Annotated in this window: 16 protein-coding genes; 6 read left to right on the plus strand and 10 right to left on the minus strand. The window is 70.1% G+C overall.

Features of this window, described 5'->3' with window-relative positions; genetic code table 11:
• Positions 1 to 135 precede the first annotated feature (135 nt).
• Complete coding sequence (locus tag GGR66_RS09195) at positions 136 to 711, minus strand: NUDIX hydrolase (RefSeq protein WP_184448023.1); 576 nt, start codon at positions 709 to 711, stop codon at positions 136 to 138.
• Between the two features lie 169 nt (positions 712 to 880).
• Between GGR66_RS09195 and GGR66_RS09200 the strand changes: the two genes are divergently transcribed.
• The 6 genes from GGR66_RS09200 to GGR66_RS09225 all read left to right on the plus strand — a co-directional run bounded on the left by GGR66_RS09200 (position 881) and on the right by GGR66_RS09225 (position 7,376).
• Entirely contained in the window at positions 881 to 2,353 is a 1,473-nt protein-coding gene (locus GGR66_RS09200) for an amino acid permease (RefSeq protein ID WP_160969033.1), read from the plus strand.
• Positions 2,354 to 2,436: 83 nt separating this feature from the next.
• Positions 2,437 to 3,873 carry an amino acid permease gene (locus GGR66_RS09205; RefSeq protein ID WP_184448024.1) on the plus strand — a complete coding sequence of 479 codons (1,437 nt, stop codon included), beginning with the start codon at positions 2,437 to 2,439 and terminating at the stop codon, positions 3,871 to 3,873.
• A 392-nt stretch (positions 3,874 to 4,265) separates the two neighbouring features.
• Complete coding sequence (locus tag GGR66_RS09210) at positions 4,266 to 4,907, plus strand: methylthioribulose 1-phosphate dehydratase (protein ID WP_184448025.1); 642 nt, start codon at positions 4,266 to 4,268, stop codon at positions 4,905 to 4,907.
• Between the two features lie 95 nt (positions 4,908 to 5,002).
• Positions 5,003 to 5,569: an acireductone dioxygenase gene (locus GGR66_RS09215; RefSeq protein ID WP_160969027.1), complete on the plus strand. Its 567-nt coding sequence runs from the start codon at positions 5,003 to 5,005 to the stop codon at positions 5,567 to 5,569.
• Positions 5,570 to 5,572: 3 nt separating this feature from the next.
• Entirely contained in the window at positions 5,573 to 6,271 is a 699-nt protein-coding gene (mtnC, locus tag GGR66_RS09220; RefSeq protein WP_184448026.1) for an acireductone synthase, read from the plus strand.
• Between the two features lie 31 nt (positions 6,272 to 6,302).
• Positions 6,303 to 7,376 (plus strand): C13 family peptidase, encoded by a 1,074-nt coding sequence (locus tag GGR66_RS09225; RefSeq protein ID WP_184448127.1) that lies wholly within the window; start codon positions 6,303 to 6,305, stop codon positions 7,374 to 7,376.
• A 561-nt stretch (positions 7,377 to 7,937) separates the two neighbouring features.
• Here the strand turns inward: GGR66_RS09225 and GGR66_RS09230 are convergent.
• From GGR66_RS09230 to hisG, 9 genes are all read right to left on the minus strand, one after another.
• A complete protein-coding gene (locus GGR66_RS09230; RefSeq protein ID WP_184448027.1) occupies positions 7,938 to 9,530 on the minus strand; it encodes a calcineurin-like phosphoesterase family protein in 1,593 nt (530 codons plus the stop codon).
• A 68-nt stretch (positions 9,531 to 9,598) separates the two neighbouring features.
• Positions 9,599 to 10,222: a bifunctional phosphoribosyl-AMP cyclohydrolase/phosphoribosyl-ATP diphosphatase HisIE gene (hisIE, locus tag GGR66_RS09235; protein ID WP_184448028.1), complete on the minus strand. Its 624-nt coding sequence runs from the start codon at positions 10,220 to 10,222 to the stop codon at positions 9,599 to 9,601.
• Positions 10,212 to 10,988 carry an imidazole glycerol phosphate synthase subunit HisF gene (gene hisF / locus GGR66_RS09240; protein WP_184448029.1) on the minus strand — a complete coding sequence of 259 codons (777 nt, stop codon included), beginning with the start codon at positions 10,986 to 10,988 and terminating at the stop codon, positions 10,212 to 10,214. The genes hisIE and hisF overlap by 11 nt, the downstream gene beginning before the upstream one ends.
• A complete protein-coding gene (hisA, locus tag GGR66_RS09245) occupies positions 10,982 to 11,716 on the minus strand; it encodes a 1-(5-phosphoribosyl)-5-[(5-phosphoribosylamino)methylideneamino]imidazole-4-carboxamide isomerase (RefSeq protein WP_184448030.1) in 735 nt (244 codons plus the stop codon). The genes hisF and hisA overlap by 7 nt, the downstream gene beginning before the upstream one ends.
• Positions 11,713 to 12,315: an imidazole glycerol phosphate synthase subunit HisH gene (gene hisH / locus GGR66_RS09250; protein ID WP_184448031.1), complete on the minus strand. Its 603-nt coding sequence runs from the start codon at positions 12,313 to 12,315 to the stop codon at positions 11,713 to 11,715. Before hisH ends, hisA begins: the two co-directional genes overlap by 4 nt.
• A 28-nt stretch (positions 12,316 to 12,343) precedes the next feature.
• Complete coding sequence (gene hisB / locus GGR66_RS09255; protein WP_184448032.1) at positions 12,344 to 13,417, minus strand: bifunctional histidinol-phosphatase/imidazoleglycerol-phosphate dehydratase HisB; 1,074 nt, start codon at positions 13,415 to 13,417, stop codon at positions 12,344 to 12,346.
• The gene (gene hisC, locus GGR66_RS09260; protein ID WP_184448033.1) at positions 13,414 to 14,514 is read right to left on the minus strand and encodes a histidinol-phosphate transaminase; all 1,101 of its coding nucleotides are present in this window, start codon (positions 14,512 to 14,514) and stop codon (positions 13,414 to 13,416) included. The genes hisB and hisC overlap by 4 nt, the downstream gene beginning before the upstream one ends.
• Complete coding sequence (gene hisD, locus GGR66_RS09265) at positions 14,511 to 15,806, minus strand: histidinol dehydrogenase (protein ID WP_160969009.1); 1,296 nt, start codon at positions 15,804 to 15,806, stop codon at positions 14,511 to 14,513. The genes hisC and hisD overlap by 4 nt, the downstream gene beginning before the upstream one ends.
• Positions 15,803 to 16,717 (minus strand): ATP phosphoribosyltransferase, encoded by a 915-nt coding sequence (gene hisG, locus GGR66_RS09270; protein WP_184448034.1) that lies wholly within the window; start codon positions 16,715 to 16,717, stop codon positions 15,803 to 15,805. Before hisG ends, hisD begins: the two co-directional genes overlap by 4 nt.
• Positions 16,718 to 16,720: the final 3 nt, after the last annotated feature.

The raw sequence follows: 16,720 nt of genomic DNA on the forward strand, positions 1-16,720 counted from the left end.
GGAGAGGGGCTTAGCCATCCGATCGGAGCCGGCTCTTCCTTCTCCCGCCGGGAGAAGGTGCCCCGAAGGGGCGGATGAGGGTCCGGGCGCAGCCTCGTGCAGCTGAAACACCGCGTGCGCTGCGCAACCCTACCCTCACCCCAACCCCTCTCCTGGGGGGAGAGGGGCTTGCCGCTGCAGCCATTTGTACGCCATGCGCCGCAGCGACGGATCCAGGTCCGCGTCGTCCCGCAATTCGGCGATCGGGCGCCAGGCCAGGGCCAGCGACTCGGCGCTGACCGCAAAGGCTTCTTCGACGCCGGCGCGGACCACGTAGCGGGCGTCGTAATGCCAGTGCCCCGGCACCTCGCCGCGGGCGGGAATCCAGTGCCGGTCCAGGTCGAAGATCGCGCCATCCTCCAGTGCCAAGCCAGGCAGCCCGGATTCTTCCTCGGCCTCCTTCAACGCCACCCGCGCCAGATCGCGGTCGCCGTCGGCGTGCCCGCCCAGTTGCAGCCAGCGCTGCAGCTTGCGGTGATGGGTCAGCAGGGTGCGCGTGCCATCGGCGCTGACCAGCCAGGCCGAGCCGGTGAAATGGCCGTCCAGGCGTGCGCGCACGAACGGATCAGCGGCATCGTCCAGCAAGGCCAGGAACTGCGCGGCGACCTCGGCCTGGTCCGGGCACTGCCGGGCATGGGCCTGCAACTGCTGGCGTAGGGACGACTCCGGCATCGGCGTTCTCGCGTTCGGGGGCCGTCATTATCGCCGTCCACGGTGCAGCGCGGCTTGTGGCGGCCGGCCGGCTTTGGCATGGTACGACGCTTGCGTCGCCCACCAAGGGCCCGGCGCTTCACCATTGCCGGGGCCGCTTGCCCCGTACCGCCACCTGGGGATGCACCGAATGCTCAAGTCTCTGCTGAGGGTCAAGCCGATCGAACCTGCCGGTCACGTCGATGCCGGCGAACCGTTCGAAGGCAGTCTGGAGGGCGAAGGCACCCTCAAACGCACCCTCACCGCCAGACACCTGATCCTGCTCGGCATCGGCGCGGTGATCGGCGCCGGCATCTTCGTGCTCACCGGCCAGGCCGCGGCCAATCATGCCGGCCCGGCAGTGATGCTGTCGTTCGTGTTCGCTGGCCTGGCCTGCGCCTTCGCCGGCCTCTGCTACGCCGAGTTCGCGGCGATGCTGCCGGTCTCCGGCAGCGCCTATTCGTATTCCTACGCCACGCTCGGCGAAGGCGTGGCCTGGTTCATCGGCTGGTGCCTGGTGCTGGAATATCTGTTCGCCGGCTCCAGCGTCGCGGTCGGCTGGTCGGCCTACCTGATCAGCTTCGTCACCGGCACCCTCGGCCTGCCCTTCCCCACGGAACTGGCCAGCGCGCCGCTGACCTGGACCGGCCACGCCTTCGTCGCCTCCGGCAACATCGTCAACCTGCCGGCGGTGCTGATCGTGGCCGCGGTCAGCGCGCTGTGCTACGTCGGCGTCACCCAGTCGGCCTTCGTCAACGCCATCGTGGTGGCGATCAAGGTGCTGGTGATCTGCCTGTTCGTCGGCGTCGGCGTCTTCTACATCAACCCGGACAACTGGCATCCGTTCATCCCGGAAAACACCGGCCCCGGCGAGTTCGGCTGGAGCGGCATCTTCCGCGCGGCATCGATCGTGTTCTTCTCCTACATCGGCTTCGATGCGGTCTCTACCTCGGCCGGCGAGACCAAGGACCCGCAGAAGAATATGCCGATCGGCATCCTGGTGTCGCTGGCCATCTGCACCATCATCTACATCATCGTCTGCGCGGTGCTGACCGGCCTGCTGCCCTACACCCAACTGGGCACCGCCAAGCCGGTGGCCACCGCGCTGGAGCACTACCCGCACCTGGCCTGGCTGAAGACCTTCGTCGAGATCGGCGCCATCGCCGGCCTGTCCTCGGTGGTGCTGGTGATGCTGATGGCGCAGCCGCGCATCTTCTACACCATGGCGCGCGATGGCCTGCTGCCGAAGCTGTTCGGCAAGGTCCATCGCCGCTTCCACACTCCGTATGTCGGCACCGTGGTGGTGGGCGTGCTGGCCGCGCTGCTGGCCGGCTTGATCCCGCTGGACGTGCTCGGTGAGCTGGTGTCGATGGGCACCCTGCTGGCCTTCGCCACGGTCTGCGTCGGCGTGATGGTGTTGCGCTTCACCCGTCCCGATCTGCCGCGTCCGTTCCGGGTGCCGCTGTTCTGGGCGGTGTGCCCGCTGGGCGCGCTGTTCTGCGTCGGCCTGTTCTTCCAGGCGTTCCAGGAACACTGGAAGGTGTTCGTCGGCTGGACCCTGGTCGGCCTGTGCATCTACTTCTTCTACGGCATCCGCAACAGCCGCCTGGCCACCAAGGCCTGATCCGCTCCCCCGAAGACCGGCGTCCGCGCCGGTCTTCGCGTTCACCCCTCTCCTCGCACGCCGTGTTCGGCTGGAACCGCTCCATGCTCAAACAACTCTTGGCCACCAAACACCCCCATGCCAGCCACGAGGACGCCGGCGGGCTGGGCCTGCAACGTGCGCTCGGCCCCTGGGGCCTGACCGCGCTGGGCATCGGCGCAGTGATCGGCGGCGGCATCTTCGTCATCACCGGGCAGGCCGCGGCCAACCACGCCGGGCCGGCGATCATGCTCTCGTTCGTGCTGGCCGCGGTGTGCTGCGCGTTCTGCGCGCTGGCCTATGCCGAGTTCGCGGCGATGGTGCCGGTCTCCGGCAGCGCCTACACCTACACCTACGCCACCTTCGGCGAACTGGCGGCCTGGTTCATCGGCTGGATGCTGGTGCTCGAGTACGGCGTGTCGGCCTCGGCGGTGGCAGTCAGCTGGACCGGCTATTTCCTCAGCCTGCTCGACCACTTCAACATCCACCTGCCCGCGGCCCTGGTCAACGCGCCGCTGGACGGCAAGCTGCAGCCCACCGGGGCGATCGCCAACCTGCCCGCCGCCGGCATCGTGCTGCTGCTGACCTGGCTGTGCTACGTCGGCATCCGCAAGTCCTCGGCGATGAACATGGCGATGGTGGTGCTGAAGAGCGGCCTGATCGTGCTCGTCATCGCCGCCGGCTGGAAGTACGTGGACCCGGCCAACTGGCATCCGTTCATCCCCGCCAACGAAGGCCCGGGCAAGTACGGCATGGACGGCGTGCTGCGTGGCGCGGCGATGGTGTTCTTCGCCTACATCGGCTTCGAGGCAGTCTCGGTGGCGGCGCAGGAATCGCACCGGCCGCAGCGCGACCTGCCGATCGGCATGATCCTGTCGCTGGTGATCTGCACCGTGCTGTACATCGCCATGGCCGCGGTGATGACCGGGCTGCTGCCTTACACCCAATTGGGCACCGACGAGCCGGTGGTGACCGCGGTGGCGGCGCATCCGCAGCTGGCCTGGCTGCGCGTGGTGGTCGAGATCGGCGCGTTGATCGGCCTGTCCTCGGTGGTGCTGGTGATGATCATCGGCCAGCCGCGCATCTTCATGATCATCGCCCGCGACGGGCTGCTGCCGCCGGTGTTCACCAAGATCCACCCGACCTACCGCACCCCGCACGTCAACACGGTGATCACCGGCATCGGCATCGCCCTGCTGGCGGCGCTGTTCCCGTTGGACGTGCTGGGCGAACTGACCTCGATGGGCACCCTGATCGCCTTCGCCGCGGTCTGCGCCGGGGTGCTGATCCTGCGCCGCACCCAGCCGGACCTGCCGCGCCCGTTCCGCATCCCGTTCGCCTGGCCGATCTGCATCGCCGGCGTGCTCAGCTGCCTGGCGCTGCTGTCGGCGATGACCGCACACAACTGGATGCTGATGGCCGGCTGGACGGTGATCGGCCTGGCGATCTACTTCGGCTACGGCTACCGCCACAGCCGGCTGCGCCGCACCGACCAAGGCTGAGCCGCAAGAGCCCCTCTCCCGTCGGGAGAGGGGTTGGGGTGAGGGTCCGGCGCGAAGCACATGCGGTGTTTGGGCTGCACTAGGCTTCGCTCGTACCCTCATCCGCCCCTTCGGGGCACCTTCTCCCGAGGGGAGAAGGGAGAAGCACGAGCCCCTCTCCCACCGGGAGAGGGGTTGGGGTGAGGGTACGGGCGCGAAGCGCGCGCGGTGTTCGGCTGCACGAGGCTTCGCCCGTACCCTCATCCGCCCCTGCGGGGCACCTTCTCCCGAGGGGAGAAGGAAGCGCCGGCTTCGGTTGGATGGCTTAGCCCCTCTCCCACCGGGAGAGGGGTTGGGGTGAGGGTGCGGCCGCCTGTCATCCCAATCCAGCCATCAAGCCCTAAACTACCCGCATGAACGCACTGCCCTACGATTCCGAGCGCCTGCGCACGCTGGCGCACCTGCTGATCGACAACATCCGCGAGCTCTCGCAGGCCGGCTGGACCCCCGCCACCAGCAGCAACTTCTCGCACCGCCTGGACGATCGCCATGCCGCGATCACCGTCTCCGGCCGCGACAAGGGCCGGCTGGTGGAGGACGACATCATGGTGGTGGATTTCGACGGCCAGGCCGTCGGCCGGCCGCTGCGCCCGTCCGCCGAGACCCTGCTGCACACCCAGCTGTACCGGCGCTTCCCGGAGATCGGCTGCATCCTGCACACGCATTCGCCGGTGCAAACCATCGCCTCCCGCCTGTATGCCCCGCAGGGTCACATCCGTCTGGAAGGCTATGAGTTGCTGAAAGCGCTGCACGGCAACCAGACCCACGAGACCGCGGTGGACATGCCGGTGTTCGCCAACACCCAGGACATGACCGTGCTGGCGGCCCAGGTCGACGCCCTGCTCGACCGCACGCCATTGTGGGGCTACCTGATCGACGGCCACGGCCTGTACGCCTGGGGCCGCGACATGGCCGAAGCGCGCCGCCACCTGGAAGCCTTCGAATTCCTGCTGCACTGCGAGCTGGAGCTGCGCAAGCTGCGCGCCGCCGGCTGATCCGCCGCGGCGCGACAGCGTTCCAGCGCCGCAACGGCCGCCGGCCGCGCACCTGCTACCCTTTTCGTCCCCCCCTGCCGCTTTCGCCCGCCGCCATGAGCCGACTCCGTATCTTCGCCGACACCACTCCCGACGCGCCGCTGTTCGACAGCCGCGAGGGCGACGCGATCGCCGCCGAACTGCGCAAGATCGGCGTCACCTTCGAGCGCTGGCAGGCCAACCAGCCGATCGAGCCCGGCGCCTCGCCGGAAGCGGTGATGGCCGCCTACAAAGCCGACATCGACCGCCTGGTCGCCGCCAACGGCTTCAAGACCGTGGACGTGGTCAGCATCGCCCCCGACAACCCGCAGCGCGAGGAGATGCGCAAGAAGTTCCTCGAGGAGCACTTCCACAAGGAAGACGAGGTGCGCTTCTTCGTCGCCGGCTCCGGCCTGTTCACCCTGCACGTGGATGGCAAGGTCTACGAGATCGAGTGCGTGCAGAACGACCTGATCGCCGTGCCGGACGGCACCCACCACTGGTTCGACATGGGGCCGGAGCCGCGCTTCGTCGCGATCCGCTTCTTCACCGAGCCGGATGGCTGGGTCGGCCACTTCACCGGCACCGATATCGCCCAGCGCTTCCCGCGCTACGAGGCGAAGCTGCGCGGCGAGGCGCACTGAGCGATGACCGATCCGCGCGTCGTTCTCACCGACATCGAAGGCACCACCAGCAGCATCTCCTTCGTCAAGGACGTGCTGTTCCCCTACGCGCGCCGTGCCCTGCCCGGCTTCGTGCGCGAACACGGCCAGCAGCCGCAGGTGCGGCAATGGCTGGACGCGGTCGCCACCGAATGCGGCGGCATCTGCACCGATGCGGTGATCGTGGAGACCCTGCAGGGCTGGATCGACGAGGACCGCAAGCACACCGCGCTGAAGGCGCTGCAGGGCATGATCTGGGAGGCCGGCTACCGCGATGCCGACTTCACCGCGCACATCTATCCCGACGCCGCGCCGGCGCTGCGCCGCTGGCATGAGCAGGGCCGGACGCTGTACGTGTACTCGTCCGGCTCGGTGCCGGCGCAGAAGCTGTTCTTCGGCCACAGCGACGCCGGCGACCTGCGCGGGCTGTTCTCCGGCTGGTTCGACACCGAGATCGGCGGCAAGCGCGAGCAGCCCAGCTATGCGCGCATCGCCGAAGCGATCGGCGTGGCGCCGGCGCAGATCGTGTTCCTGTCCGACGTGGTCGCCGAACTGGATGCGGCGCGCGCCGCCGGCCTGGACACGGTGCTGATCGACCGCCGCGACGATTACCCGCAACCGCGCCAGGGCGCGGCCTGCAACGGCCACCGCCGTGCGGAGAGCTTCGCCGACCTGGGCTTCTGAGCCCGCAATGCGCAGGCCCGTCGCTGCCTTGATGGCCGCCCTGGCGGCGTTGCGGCGCCCGCTCGCCGTGCTGCGCGGCCGGCTGCTGCCGGCCGCGCTGCTGGCGCTGGCGCTGCCCGCCTGCCATTCCGATGCCGGTGCCATGCCGGGCGGCGCGGCCGACACCGCGCAGGACGACGCGGCGCAGGACCCGTTCGACCAGGCGCAGCTGCGCCAGGCGCTGGGATCGCTGCAGGCGCAGCGACCGGGCATCCCCGACCTGTACGTGGTCGGCTTCGCCGGCGACGCCAGCGAGGACGTGTTCCGCAACGAAGTGCTGTACCTGCGTCAGCTGTTCGCGCAGCGCTTCGGCGCTGCCGGCCGCATCGCCACCCTGATCAACCACGGCGACAATCTCGGCGCGCACGCCTACGCGCCGCAGGCCTCGTACGACAACCTGGCCGATACCCTGGACCGCGTCGGCAAGCTGATGGACCCGCGCGAGGACGCATTGCTGCTGTTCCTGACCAGCCACGGCACCGACCAGCACGAGCTGTATCTGCAGTTCGGCCCCGGCGAGGATGCCGAGTACGACACCATCACCCCGCAGGACCTGCGCCGCCTGCTCGACGACGCCGGCATCCGCAACCGCATCATCGTGATCTCGGCCTGCTACTCCGGCGGCTTCGTGCCGGCGCTGAAGACCGCCGACACCCTGGTGATCACCGCCGCACGCCGCGACCGGCCCTCGTTCGGCTGCGGCAACACCGCCAGCGCCACCTATTTCGGCCGCGCCTGGTTGATCGACGCGCTGGCGCGCACCACCGATGTCGTCGAAAGCTATCGCCTGGCCAGTGCCGAGATCAGCGCACGCGAACAGGCCGAAGGCGAGGCGCCGTCGTATCCGCAACTGTACGTAGGCGCGCGCATCGGCCCCTGGCTGCAGCACTGGCGCGCGCAGTTGCCGAACGCGGCGGCACCGCCCTATCCGTATCCGGAACCCGATGCGGCCGACGCGGCGGATGCGGCCGATGGCGAGCAGACCCACGCGCATGGCGCAGCGCCCGCCGTGCCGATGCGCGTGCAGGACCCGGCATCGCCGACGAAGCGCACGTCCGCGCGGTGATGCCGCGCAGGGCGTGAGGTCGACTGCATGCGAGGGGCGTGCGCGCACCCTCGTGCTTGCCGGACGATCCTGCTCTCGACCCTGCACGCCCAAACCCGTGCAGCAGGCCGAAAGATGAGAGTGATTCGCGTTCGATCGCGGCGCGCGCGCGCTCGCTAGAATCACTCCCGCAGCAAGCCCGCCCGCGTTTCGCCAGCCAGCTGCGCCCCGATCCAACCGCCCGCCAGCCTTCGCTCGCCAGCCAGGATCCTTCGGTTCGTCGGCCTCCTTCGTGGAGGTTTTTTTGTTTCTGCGGTCGGCGTGGCGCGTGCGGAACGCGAGCACGCGTCTCTTGGCGTTGACGGTGGATGGCGCGACCGTCTCACCGCGCCTGTCGCGGCAAAGCCGCTCCTATATGGGTCCGACGCTGCGAGGTGTTGATGGACGCACTGTGGGAGGGACTTCAGTCCCGACGCCTGGAATCCATGGCCGCCTAAAACCCTGTCGCGGCAGTGACGGTGATCCAGCATGCAGCATCACCGCGCCCTTATCTGCCGACCACCGCGCACCGCCGCCACTTCATCAAGGGCTCGCATCCTGCAAGCGGTAGCTACCGCCGGCTCGCTGCTCGCCGCGCCAGCGGTCGAATGCGCGGACCTCGATGCGGTGCGCACCCACTTTCAGGTCGGTCGGCAAGGCGCCGCGCCACAGATGCTGCGAGGGAGTCGCTTCCGGCGAACGATCGTAGCCGCGCAGCGCGTCGGCGGCATCGTCGCGCGCGTTCTCGGCGAGCAGTGTCGGGTCGGGCTGTTCGACGCGCTGCATCGGCTTCCAGGCGCCGTCGTCCACGCGGTACTCGACGCGCGTGTCGTCCTCCCCCATGTACACGTTCGCGTACACACCCCAGGCCGGATAGGCGCCGCGGCGCAACACCTTCGGCGCATGCAGGCCGATCTGCGCGTCGTCGGCGGCACGCGCGGCGTGGTAGGCCAGCGCGTAGCCCCCGTCGCGGCGCACGGTCAGCAGTGCATAGCCGTTCGGGGTGCCGTCGGCCATGGTCGCGGCGGGAATGCCATCGGCATCCTTCACCCCGGACCAGAACGCGCCGCAGGCCGCGCCGACGTTGTACTCGTGCAGCGGCTGCGCGCCGTGCCAGCCGTCGGCCGCGGTGTAGTACACGTGCCGCTGGGTATGGCTGTGCCCGGTGAGCACCAGCACGTGCGGGAAGTCCTTCAGCAGCGCGAACAGGCGCGCACGATCGGTGTGGCGGAAGGTCTCCTTGCCCGGGACCGCATCGAACAGATGGATATGCATCCCCAGCACCAGCAGTCGGTCCTTGGGCACGCTGGCCAAATAGGCCTGCAGGAACGCGAACTGGTCTTCGCGCAGGCCGCCGACATACTTGGGCTGCTGCGTCGGCTGGTAGACCACGTCGTCCAGGAACACGAAGCTGGCCCCGCCCTCTTCCACCGCGTAGGTATCGGGGCCGTAGACCGCACGCCAGCTCGACAGCGAATCCACATCGTCGCTCGCGTCGAAGTTGAGGTCGTGGTTGCCGGGCACGTGGAACCAAGGCACGCCGAGCTTGGCGGTTTCCGCATTCAGCGCCGGATACAGCGACAGGTCGTCGCTGACCACGTCGCCCAGCGTGGTGCCGATGCGCGCATGGGTCTTGCCGCGCAGGGGCGCGACGATGTCGCGGGCGTAGTAGCCGACGTCGGTCATCGACGCGGTCTGGGTATCGGCGAACACCAGCACCTCGGTGCTGTCGGCCTTGGGCTGCGCGCGCAACGCGAAATCCCAGTGGTCGGTGGCGCCGCTGGTCGGGGCGATGCCCGGGTACTTGAGCTTGGGCGAGCCAGCCGGTGCGTAATGCCGCCAGTAGTCCGGCAGGCCGTTGCCGGCGCTGGCGAAGCTGTAGCCGTCGGGCTTGATCACGAACACCGTGCGGCCTGGTTCCACCTGCAGTCGGTAGCGGCCCTGCGCGTCGGTGCGGACGATGTGCACGCCGTCGGACACCTGCACGCCGGCGATGCCGACATCGCTCGGGCCGCGGCCCGGGGCGTTGTCGCGTTCCTGATAGACGCTGCCGCTGATCGTCGCGGTCTGCGCCACGGCAGGAGCGGCGGCAGCCAACAGGCAGGCAAGGACGACGGTGCGCAGCATGCGGAACATCCGGGGAAACCGAGGGCCCCCGATTGTAGCCAGCTATGCCGACGCGGCGATGACCGCGCCGGACAGGCTCAGCGGTGCCGCGCTTCCAGCACCGCCACCGCGTCGGCCAGGCCCAGGCCGCGCGCGCGCAGCAGCACGGTCAGGTGGTAGAGCAGATCGGCGGATTCGCCGAGCAGTTCGTCGTCGCCCTGGGCGACGCCGGCCAGCGCGGTCTCCACGCCCTCCTCGCCCACTTTCTGCGCAATGCGCCGCGTGCCTTTCTCGAACAGCTGCGTGGTGTAGCTGCCCGCCGGCCGTTCGCGCTCGCGCTGGGCGACCAGGCGATCGAGCGCGCCCAGGAACTGGCCCGGCGCCTGCGGGAAGCAGCTGTCGCGGCCCAGGTGGCAGGTCGGACCGTGCGGATGCGCCAGGACCAGCAAGGTATCGCCATCGCAATCGGTGTCGATCGCCACCACCTCCAGGACGTGCCCGGAGCTTTCGCCCTTGGTCCACAGCCGCTGCTTGCTGCGGCTGTAGAAGGTGACCTGGCCGCTGCGTCGCGTCTGCGCCAGCGCCTCCTGGTTCATGTAGCCCAGCATCAGCACGCGCAGAGTGGCGGCGTCCTGCACCACCACCGGCAGCAGGCCGTCGCCCTTGCCCCAGTCCAGTGCCGCGTCCGCGACGTCCGTGTCGTTGGAGTGTTCATGCGCCATCGCGCACCTCGATCTGTTGTTGGCGCAGGAAGCGCTTGAGTTCGGGAATGGCGATGGCGCCGCTATGGAACACGCTGGCGGCCAGCGCGCCATCGACGTCGGCGCGCTCAAACACGTCGGCGAAGTGCTGCATCTCGCCGGCGCCGCCGGAGGCCACCAGCGGTACCTTGCACAGGGCGCGCACCTCATGCAGCTGGGCGATATCGTAGCCGCGGCGCACGCCGTCGCTGTCCATGCAGTTGAGCACGATCTCGCCGGCGCCCAGGCGCTGCGCCTCGACCACCCAGTCCAGGGTGCGCATGCGCAGCGCCTGGGTCTTGCTGGGGTCGCCGGTGAAGCGGCGCACGCGCCACTGGCCGTCGTCCTCGCGGATCGAATCGATGCCGACCACCACGCACTGCACGCCGAACGCCTCGGCCAGTTCGGCGATCAGCGCCGGCCGCTCCAGCGCCGGCGAATTGATCGAGATCTTGTCGGCGCCGGCGTGCAGCACCGCGCGCGCGGTGGCGACGTCGCGGATGCCGCCGGCCACGCAGAACGGGATGTCCAGCAGCCGCGCCACCTTCTCGACCCAGGCGTAGTCCACCGAGCGCCCTTCCGGGCTGGCGCCGATGTCGTAGAACACCAGTTCGTCGGCGCCCTGGTCGCGGTAGCGCAGCGCCAGTTCGGCGATGTCGCCCATGTCCACGTGGTCGCGAAACTTGACGCCCTTGACCACACGCCCCTCGCGCACGTCCAGGCACGGAATGATGCGCCGGCTCAGCATGCCAGCGCCTCGTCCAGGCGCAACCGCCCTTCCAGCAGCGCCTTGCCGAGGACCGCGCCGGCGCAGCCGGCCTCGCGTGCGCCGCGCACGTCGGCGGCGTCGCGGATGCCGCCGGAGGCCTGCACGGCCAGCGCCGGCGCGAGTTGCCGCAGGTGCGTGTACAGCGCCAGATTCGGCCCGGACAGCATGCCGTCGCGGGCGATGTCGGTGCACAGCAGATGGATCAGGCCGGCCGCGGCGTACTCGCCGGCCAGCGCATCCAGGCTCAGCGACGAGGTCTCGGTCCAGCCGTGCACCGGCAAGCGCCACACGCCGTGCGCGTCCTGGCGGCTGTCCAGCGCCACGGTGATGCGGTCGGGGCCGAACTCGGCCAGCCACTCCAGCACCGACTCGCGGTCGCGCACCGCCAGCGAACCGATCACCACGCGGCTGGCGCCCGCATCGAGCAGGCGTTGCACATCGGCGCGCGAGCGCACGCCGCCGCCGGTCTGCACCTGCAGCCCGGTCTCGCTGCGGATCCGCTGCAGCAGCGGCGCCAGGGTGTAGCCGCCGGCGCGGGCCGCATCCAGGTCGACCAGGTGCATCCACTGCGCACCGGCATCGGCGAAGGCCTGCGCGCGGCGCAGCGGATCGTCGCCATAGTGGGTCTCGCGGGCGTAGTCGCCCTGCGCCAGCCGCACCACGCGGCCGTCGCGGATGTCCAGCGCGGGATAGACGACGAAGCTCATGGGAAATCGGTCTCGAGGAAGTTGCGCAGGATGCGCGCGCCGGTATCGGCCGAGCGCTCGGGATGGAATTGCGCGCCGCAACGGCGGCCATGCTGCACCACCGCGGTGAACAGGCCGCCATGGTCGCAGGCGGCAACGGTGTCGGCGGTGACCGGCGCGGCATAGCCATGCACGAAATAGGCGCTGGCGCCGTCCGGCACGCCCGCCAGCAGCGACGACGGCTGCAACGGCAGCAGCCGGTTCCAGCCCATGTGTGGCACGCGAATGCCCAGCGCCGGCGGCATGCGCCGGACCACGCCGGTCAGCAGGCCCAGGCAGTCGACATCGCCCTCCTCCGAGCGTTCGAACAGCAACTGCATGCCCAGGCAGATGCCGATCAGTGGCACTTGCAACGCACGGAGTGGCTCGATCAGGCCTTGCTCGCGCAGCCGCGCCATCGCATGCGGCGCGGCGCCGACGCCGGGCAGGATCACCCGGTCCGCACCCTGCAGGTCCGCCGCGTCGCGCACCAGACGTGCTTCCACACCGAGGCGTTCGAGCGCGTAGCGCACCGAGCCCAGGTTGGCGCCGCCGGCATCGATCAGCGCGACATCGGTCATCGCAGGCTCCTTGCAGCAGTCGCGCGCATCACAGCACGCCCTTGGTGGAGGGCAAGGCCGCACCTTCGCGGCGCAACGCCTGGCGCAGGGCGCGCGCCAGCGCCTTGAAGCAGGCTTCGACCTTGTGGTGGTCGTTGTCGCCGCGCACGCTCAGGTGCAGGTTCAGCCCGGCCGCATCGCACAGCGAGCGGAAGAAGTGCGGCACCAGCTCGGTCGGCATGTCGCCGACCCGCTCGCGCTTGAACTCGCCTTCGAACACGAAGTACGGCCGCCCGCTGAAATCCAGCGCGGCGCTGGCCAGGGTCTCGTCCATCGGCAGGGTGAAGCCGTAGCGGCCGATGCCGCGCTTGTCGCCCAGCGCCTGGCGCAGCGCCTGCCCCAGCGCCAGGCCGGTGTCCTCGATGGTGTGGTGTTCGTCGATGTGCAGGTCGCCCTCGGCGCGCACGTCCAGGGCGAAACCACCGTGCTTGCCGATCTGCTCGAGCATGTGGTCGAAGAACGGCAGGCCGGTGACGCAGTGCGGGTCGCGCGCCAGGTCCAGGTCGATCTCGACCGCGATGCGGGTTTCCTTGGTGTCGCGCTGCACCCGTGCGCGGCGCGGCGCATCGGCCAGTTCATGGGCGATGCCGGCCCAGTCCCACTCGCCGCCGAACTGCGCGGTGCGCAACTGGAAACCGCGGATGCGCAGGTTCTCGGCGAACTGGATGTCGGTGACGCGGTCGCCGACCATGGCCGAGCGCGACCAGTCGATGCTGCGGTCCTGCAGGTACGGCAGCATCAGGCCGATGCCGGGCTTGCGCGTGGGCGCGTTGTCGGCCGGCCAGCTGCGGTCGACCAGCACCTCGCGGAACACGATGCCCTGGCTGGCGAAGATCTGCAGCATCAGGTCGTTGGGGCCGTCGAAGGCGGCCTGCGGATAGGCCTCGCTGCCGAGACCATCCTGGTTGGTGACGATGACGAACTGGTAGCCGGCATCGCGCAGCTTGAGCATCGCCGGGATCACGCCCTGCACGAAACGCAGCTTCTCGTAGGCGTCGATCTGGAAATCGGCCGGCTCCTCGATCAAGGTGCCGTCGCGGTCCACGAACAGGATCGGGGTCATGCCGCCGCCCTCCACGCCTGCAAGGCGCCGAGCACGCGCTGGTTCTGCGCCGGCGTGCCCAGGGTGATGCGCAGCGCATCGCCCAGGCCAGGCGCGGCGCGCTGGTCGCGCACCACCACCCCGGCCGCCAGCAGCGCCTGGAACGCGCCCTCGGCGTCGTCGAAGCGCAGCAGCAGGAAATTGCCCTGCGACGGATACACCTGGCGCACACCCGGTAACACCGCCAGCGCCGCCTGCATGCGCGTGCGTTCGGCGCGTACTTCCTGCACCCGTGCGGCGGTCTGCCGCAACGGTTCGGGCTGCAGCGCGGCCAGCGCCAGCTGCGTGCACGGCGCCGGAATCGGATACGGCGCCTGGCAGCGCCGCAGCACCGCGATCAGCGCCGGATCGGCGATCACGCAGCCGATCCGCGCCGCCGCCAGCGCGTGCGCCTTGGACAGCGTGCGCAATACCGCCAGATTGGGGTGGCGCGCCAGCAGGCCGGTCGCCGAGGCTTCATCGGAAAACTCGCCATAGGCTTCGTCCACCACCAGCACCGCCCGCCCGTGCAGGCGCTCGGCGGCACGGGCGATGTCGGCCACGGCGATCGCCGCGCCGCCGGGGTTGCCCGGCGAGCACAGGAACACCAGCTTGGCCATCTGGCTCAATGCGGCGTCCACCACCGCGTCCACGTCGGTGAGCAGACCGTCGGCCGTGTCGCGCAGCGGCACCTCGACCACGCGTGCGTTCTGCAGCCGCGCGCACACCGCGTACATGCCGAACACCGGTGGGGTGATGACGATGGCATCGCGTCCCGGCTCGCACAGGGCGCGCAGCAGCAGGTCGATGGCCTCGTCGCTGCCGCGGCCGAGCAGCAGTTGTTCCGGGGCGCAGGCGTACAGCGCAGCCAGCGCCGCGCGCAGCGCCGGCGGTTGCGGATCCGGATAACGGCGATTGCCGGCGTCGCCATCGGCGGCGTTGGCCCAGGCCGATTCGTTGGCATTGAGCCAGACCTCGCCCTGCAGCGCGCTGCTGCGTGCGGAGGAGTAGCCGGCGAAATCGCGCAGGTCCGGGCGTACCAGCGCCAGCACGGCGCGCGTGTCGGAGGTCGCGCTCATGCCGCCGTCTCCATGCGCAACGCCACCGCGTTGGCATGCGCGTCCAGGCCTTCGGCACGGGCCATCAACACCGCGCAGCCGCCGATCGTGGCGATGCCGTCGGCGCTGGCGCTCTGCACGCTGACGAAATTCTGGAAGCTGGCCACGCTCACGCCGCTGTAGGCGCGCGCGGCGCCGCTGGTCGGCAGCACGTGGTTGGTGCCGCTGCAGTAATCGCCCAGCGCCTCCGGGGTGTAGTCGCCTAGGAACACCGAGCCGGCGGCCTCGACCCGCTGCAGCCAGTCGCGCGGCGCGCGCAGCGCCAGGATCAGGTGTTCCGGCGCATAGCGGTTGCTGATGGCGAACGCGTCGTCCAGCGTGTCGACACGGATCAGCCGCGACGCGGCCAGCGCCTGCCGGGCAATCGCCGCACGCGGCAGCGTCGCCAGCTGCCGCTCCAGTTCGTTCTCGACCGCCTCGATCAATGCGACGCTGTCGGACAGCAACAGCACCTGCGAATCCGGGCCGTGCTCGGCCTGCGACAACAGGTCCGCGGCGACGAAGGCGGCATTGGCGCCGGCGTCGGCGATCACCAGCACCTCGGACGGACCGGCCGGCATGTCGATCGCCGCCGCGCCGGCCTGGGCCACCTGTTGCTTGGCCTCGGTGACATAGCTGTTGCCGGGGCCGAACAACTTGTCGCAGGACGGCACGGTCTCGGTGCCGAAGCCCATGGCCGCGATCGCCTGGGCGCCGCCGAGCTTGAACACCCGGTCCACCCCGCACAGCGTCGCCGCGACCAGCACCGCCGGATCGGCCGAGCCGTCGGCGCGCGGCGGCGTGCACAGCACCACTTCGCGACAGCCGGCCAGCGCCGCCGGCACGCACAGCATCAGCGCGGTGGACGGCAGCGGTGCGCTGCCGGCCGGCACGTACAGGCCGACCCGGCCGATCGCCCGCACTACGCGCTCGCAGACCACGCCCGGCGCGGTCTCGACCGCATACGGCTGCGCCATGCCGGCGCGGTGGAAGGTGTCGATCCGCGCCGCCGCCTCGGCCATCGCCGCGCGCAGCGGTGCCGGCACCGCCGCCTCGGCGGCGGCGAACTCGCTGGCGCTGACCTCGAAGGTCTCCAGCACCACGCCATCGAAACGCGCGGTGAGCTCGCGCAGCGCCACGTCACCGCGGCTGCGCACGGCATCCAGCACCTGCGTCACCGCGCTGCGGGTCTGCTCGGCCACGCGCTGCACCGGCCGGGTCAGCGCCAGCGTCTGCTCCTGCGCGTCGAGCGCGCTCCATTCCAATCGATTCATGCCAGCGACCGCTCCACCGTCAACACCATCAACCCCTGCGCGCCTGCGCGCTCCAGTTCCTCCATGCGCTGCCAGGTGATCGCGCCGTGGCACATGGTCTGCAACTGCAGCGGGCCATCGCCGTCGCCAGGCAGTTGCACCAGCGGTTCGGCATCGGGCAGCAGCCGCGCCAGGTCGGCGACGCGCTCGCGCGCGGCGCGGAACATCAGCAGTTTGCTGTCGCGCAGCTTGAGCACGCCATCGAGACGGCGCAGCAGCATCGCCGCCAGGCCGGCGCGGGCGTCGGCCGGTTCGCGCACCGGCCCGGCCAGCACCGCCTCGCTCTCCAGCAGCGTCTCCACCGGCTTGAGCTGGTTGGCGGCCAGGGTGGCGCCGCTGGAAACCAGATCGCAGATCAGGTCGGCGGTACCCAGGCGCGGCGCGATCTCCACCGAGCCCGACAGTTCCACCACCTGCGCGGCGATGCCACGCGCGTCCAGCCAGTCGGCCAGCACCGCCGGATAGCTGGTGGCGATGCGTAGCCCCTGCACCTGCTGCGGCCCGCTCCATTCCCAGTTCTCGGGCACCGCCAGCATCAGCCGGCACTGCCCGAAGTTGAGTCCGCGCAGGGCGCGGTAGGCCTCGGGCAAGCCGTTGCGGCGGCGCTCGCCGGCCTGCTCTTCCAGTTCGTTGCGGCCGACGATGCCGAAGTCGCACACGCCATCGGCGATCAGGCCGGGAATGTCGTCGTCGCGCACCAGCAGCAGGTCCACCGGCAACGATTCGCCGTAGCAGAACAGCTTGTCGCGGCTCTCGCGCCAGCTCAGCCCGCAGGCCGCCAGCACCGCACGGGCCGGCTCGGCCAGGCGGCCACTCTTCTGGATCGCGATACGCAGCCGGTCGCGGGCCGGTGCTGCCAGGGAAGCACTCATCAG

The sequence above is a fragment of the Xanthomonas sp. 3498 genome, from assembly GCF_014199795.1.
Lineage (GTDB): Bacteria > Pseudomonadota > Gammaproteobacteria > Xanthomonadales > Xanthomonadaceae > Xanthomonas_A > Xanthomonas_A rydalmerensis.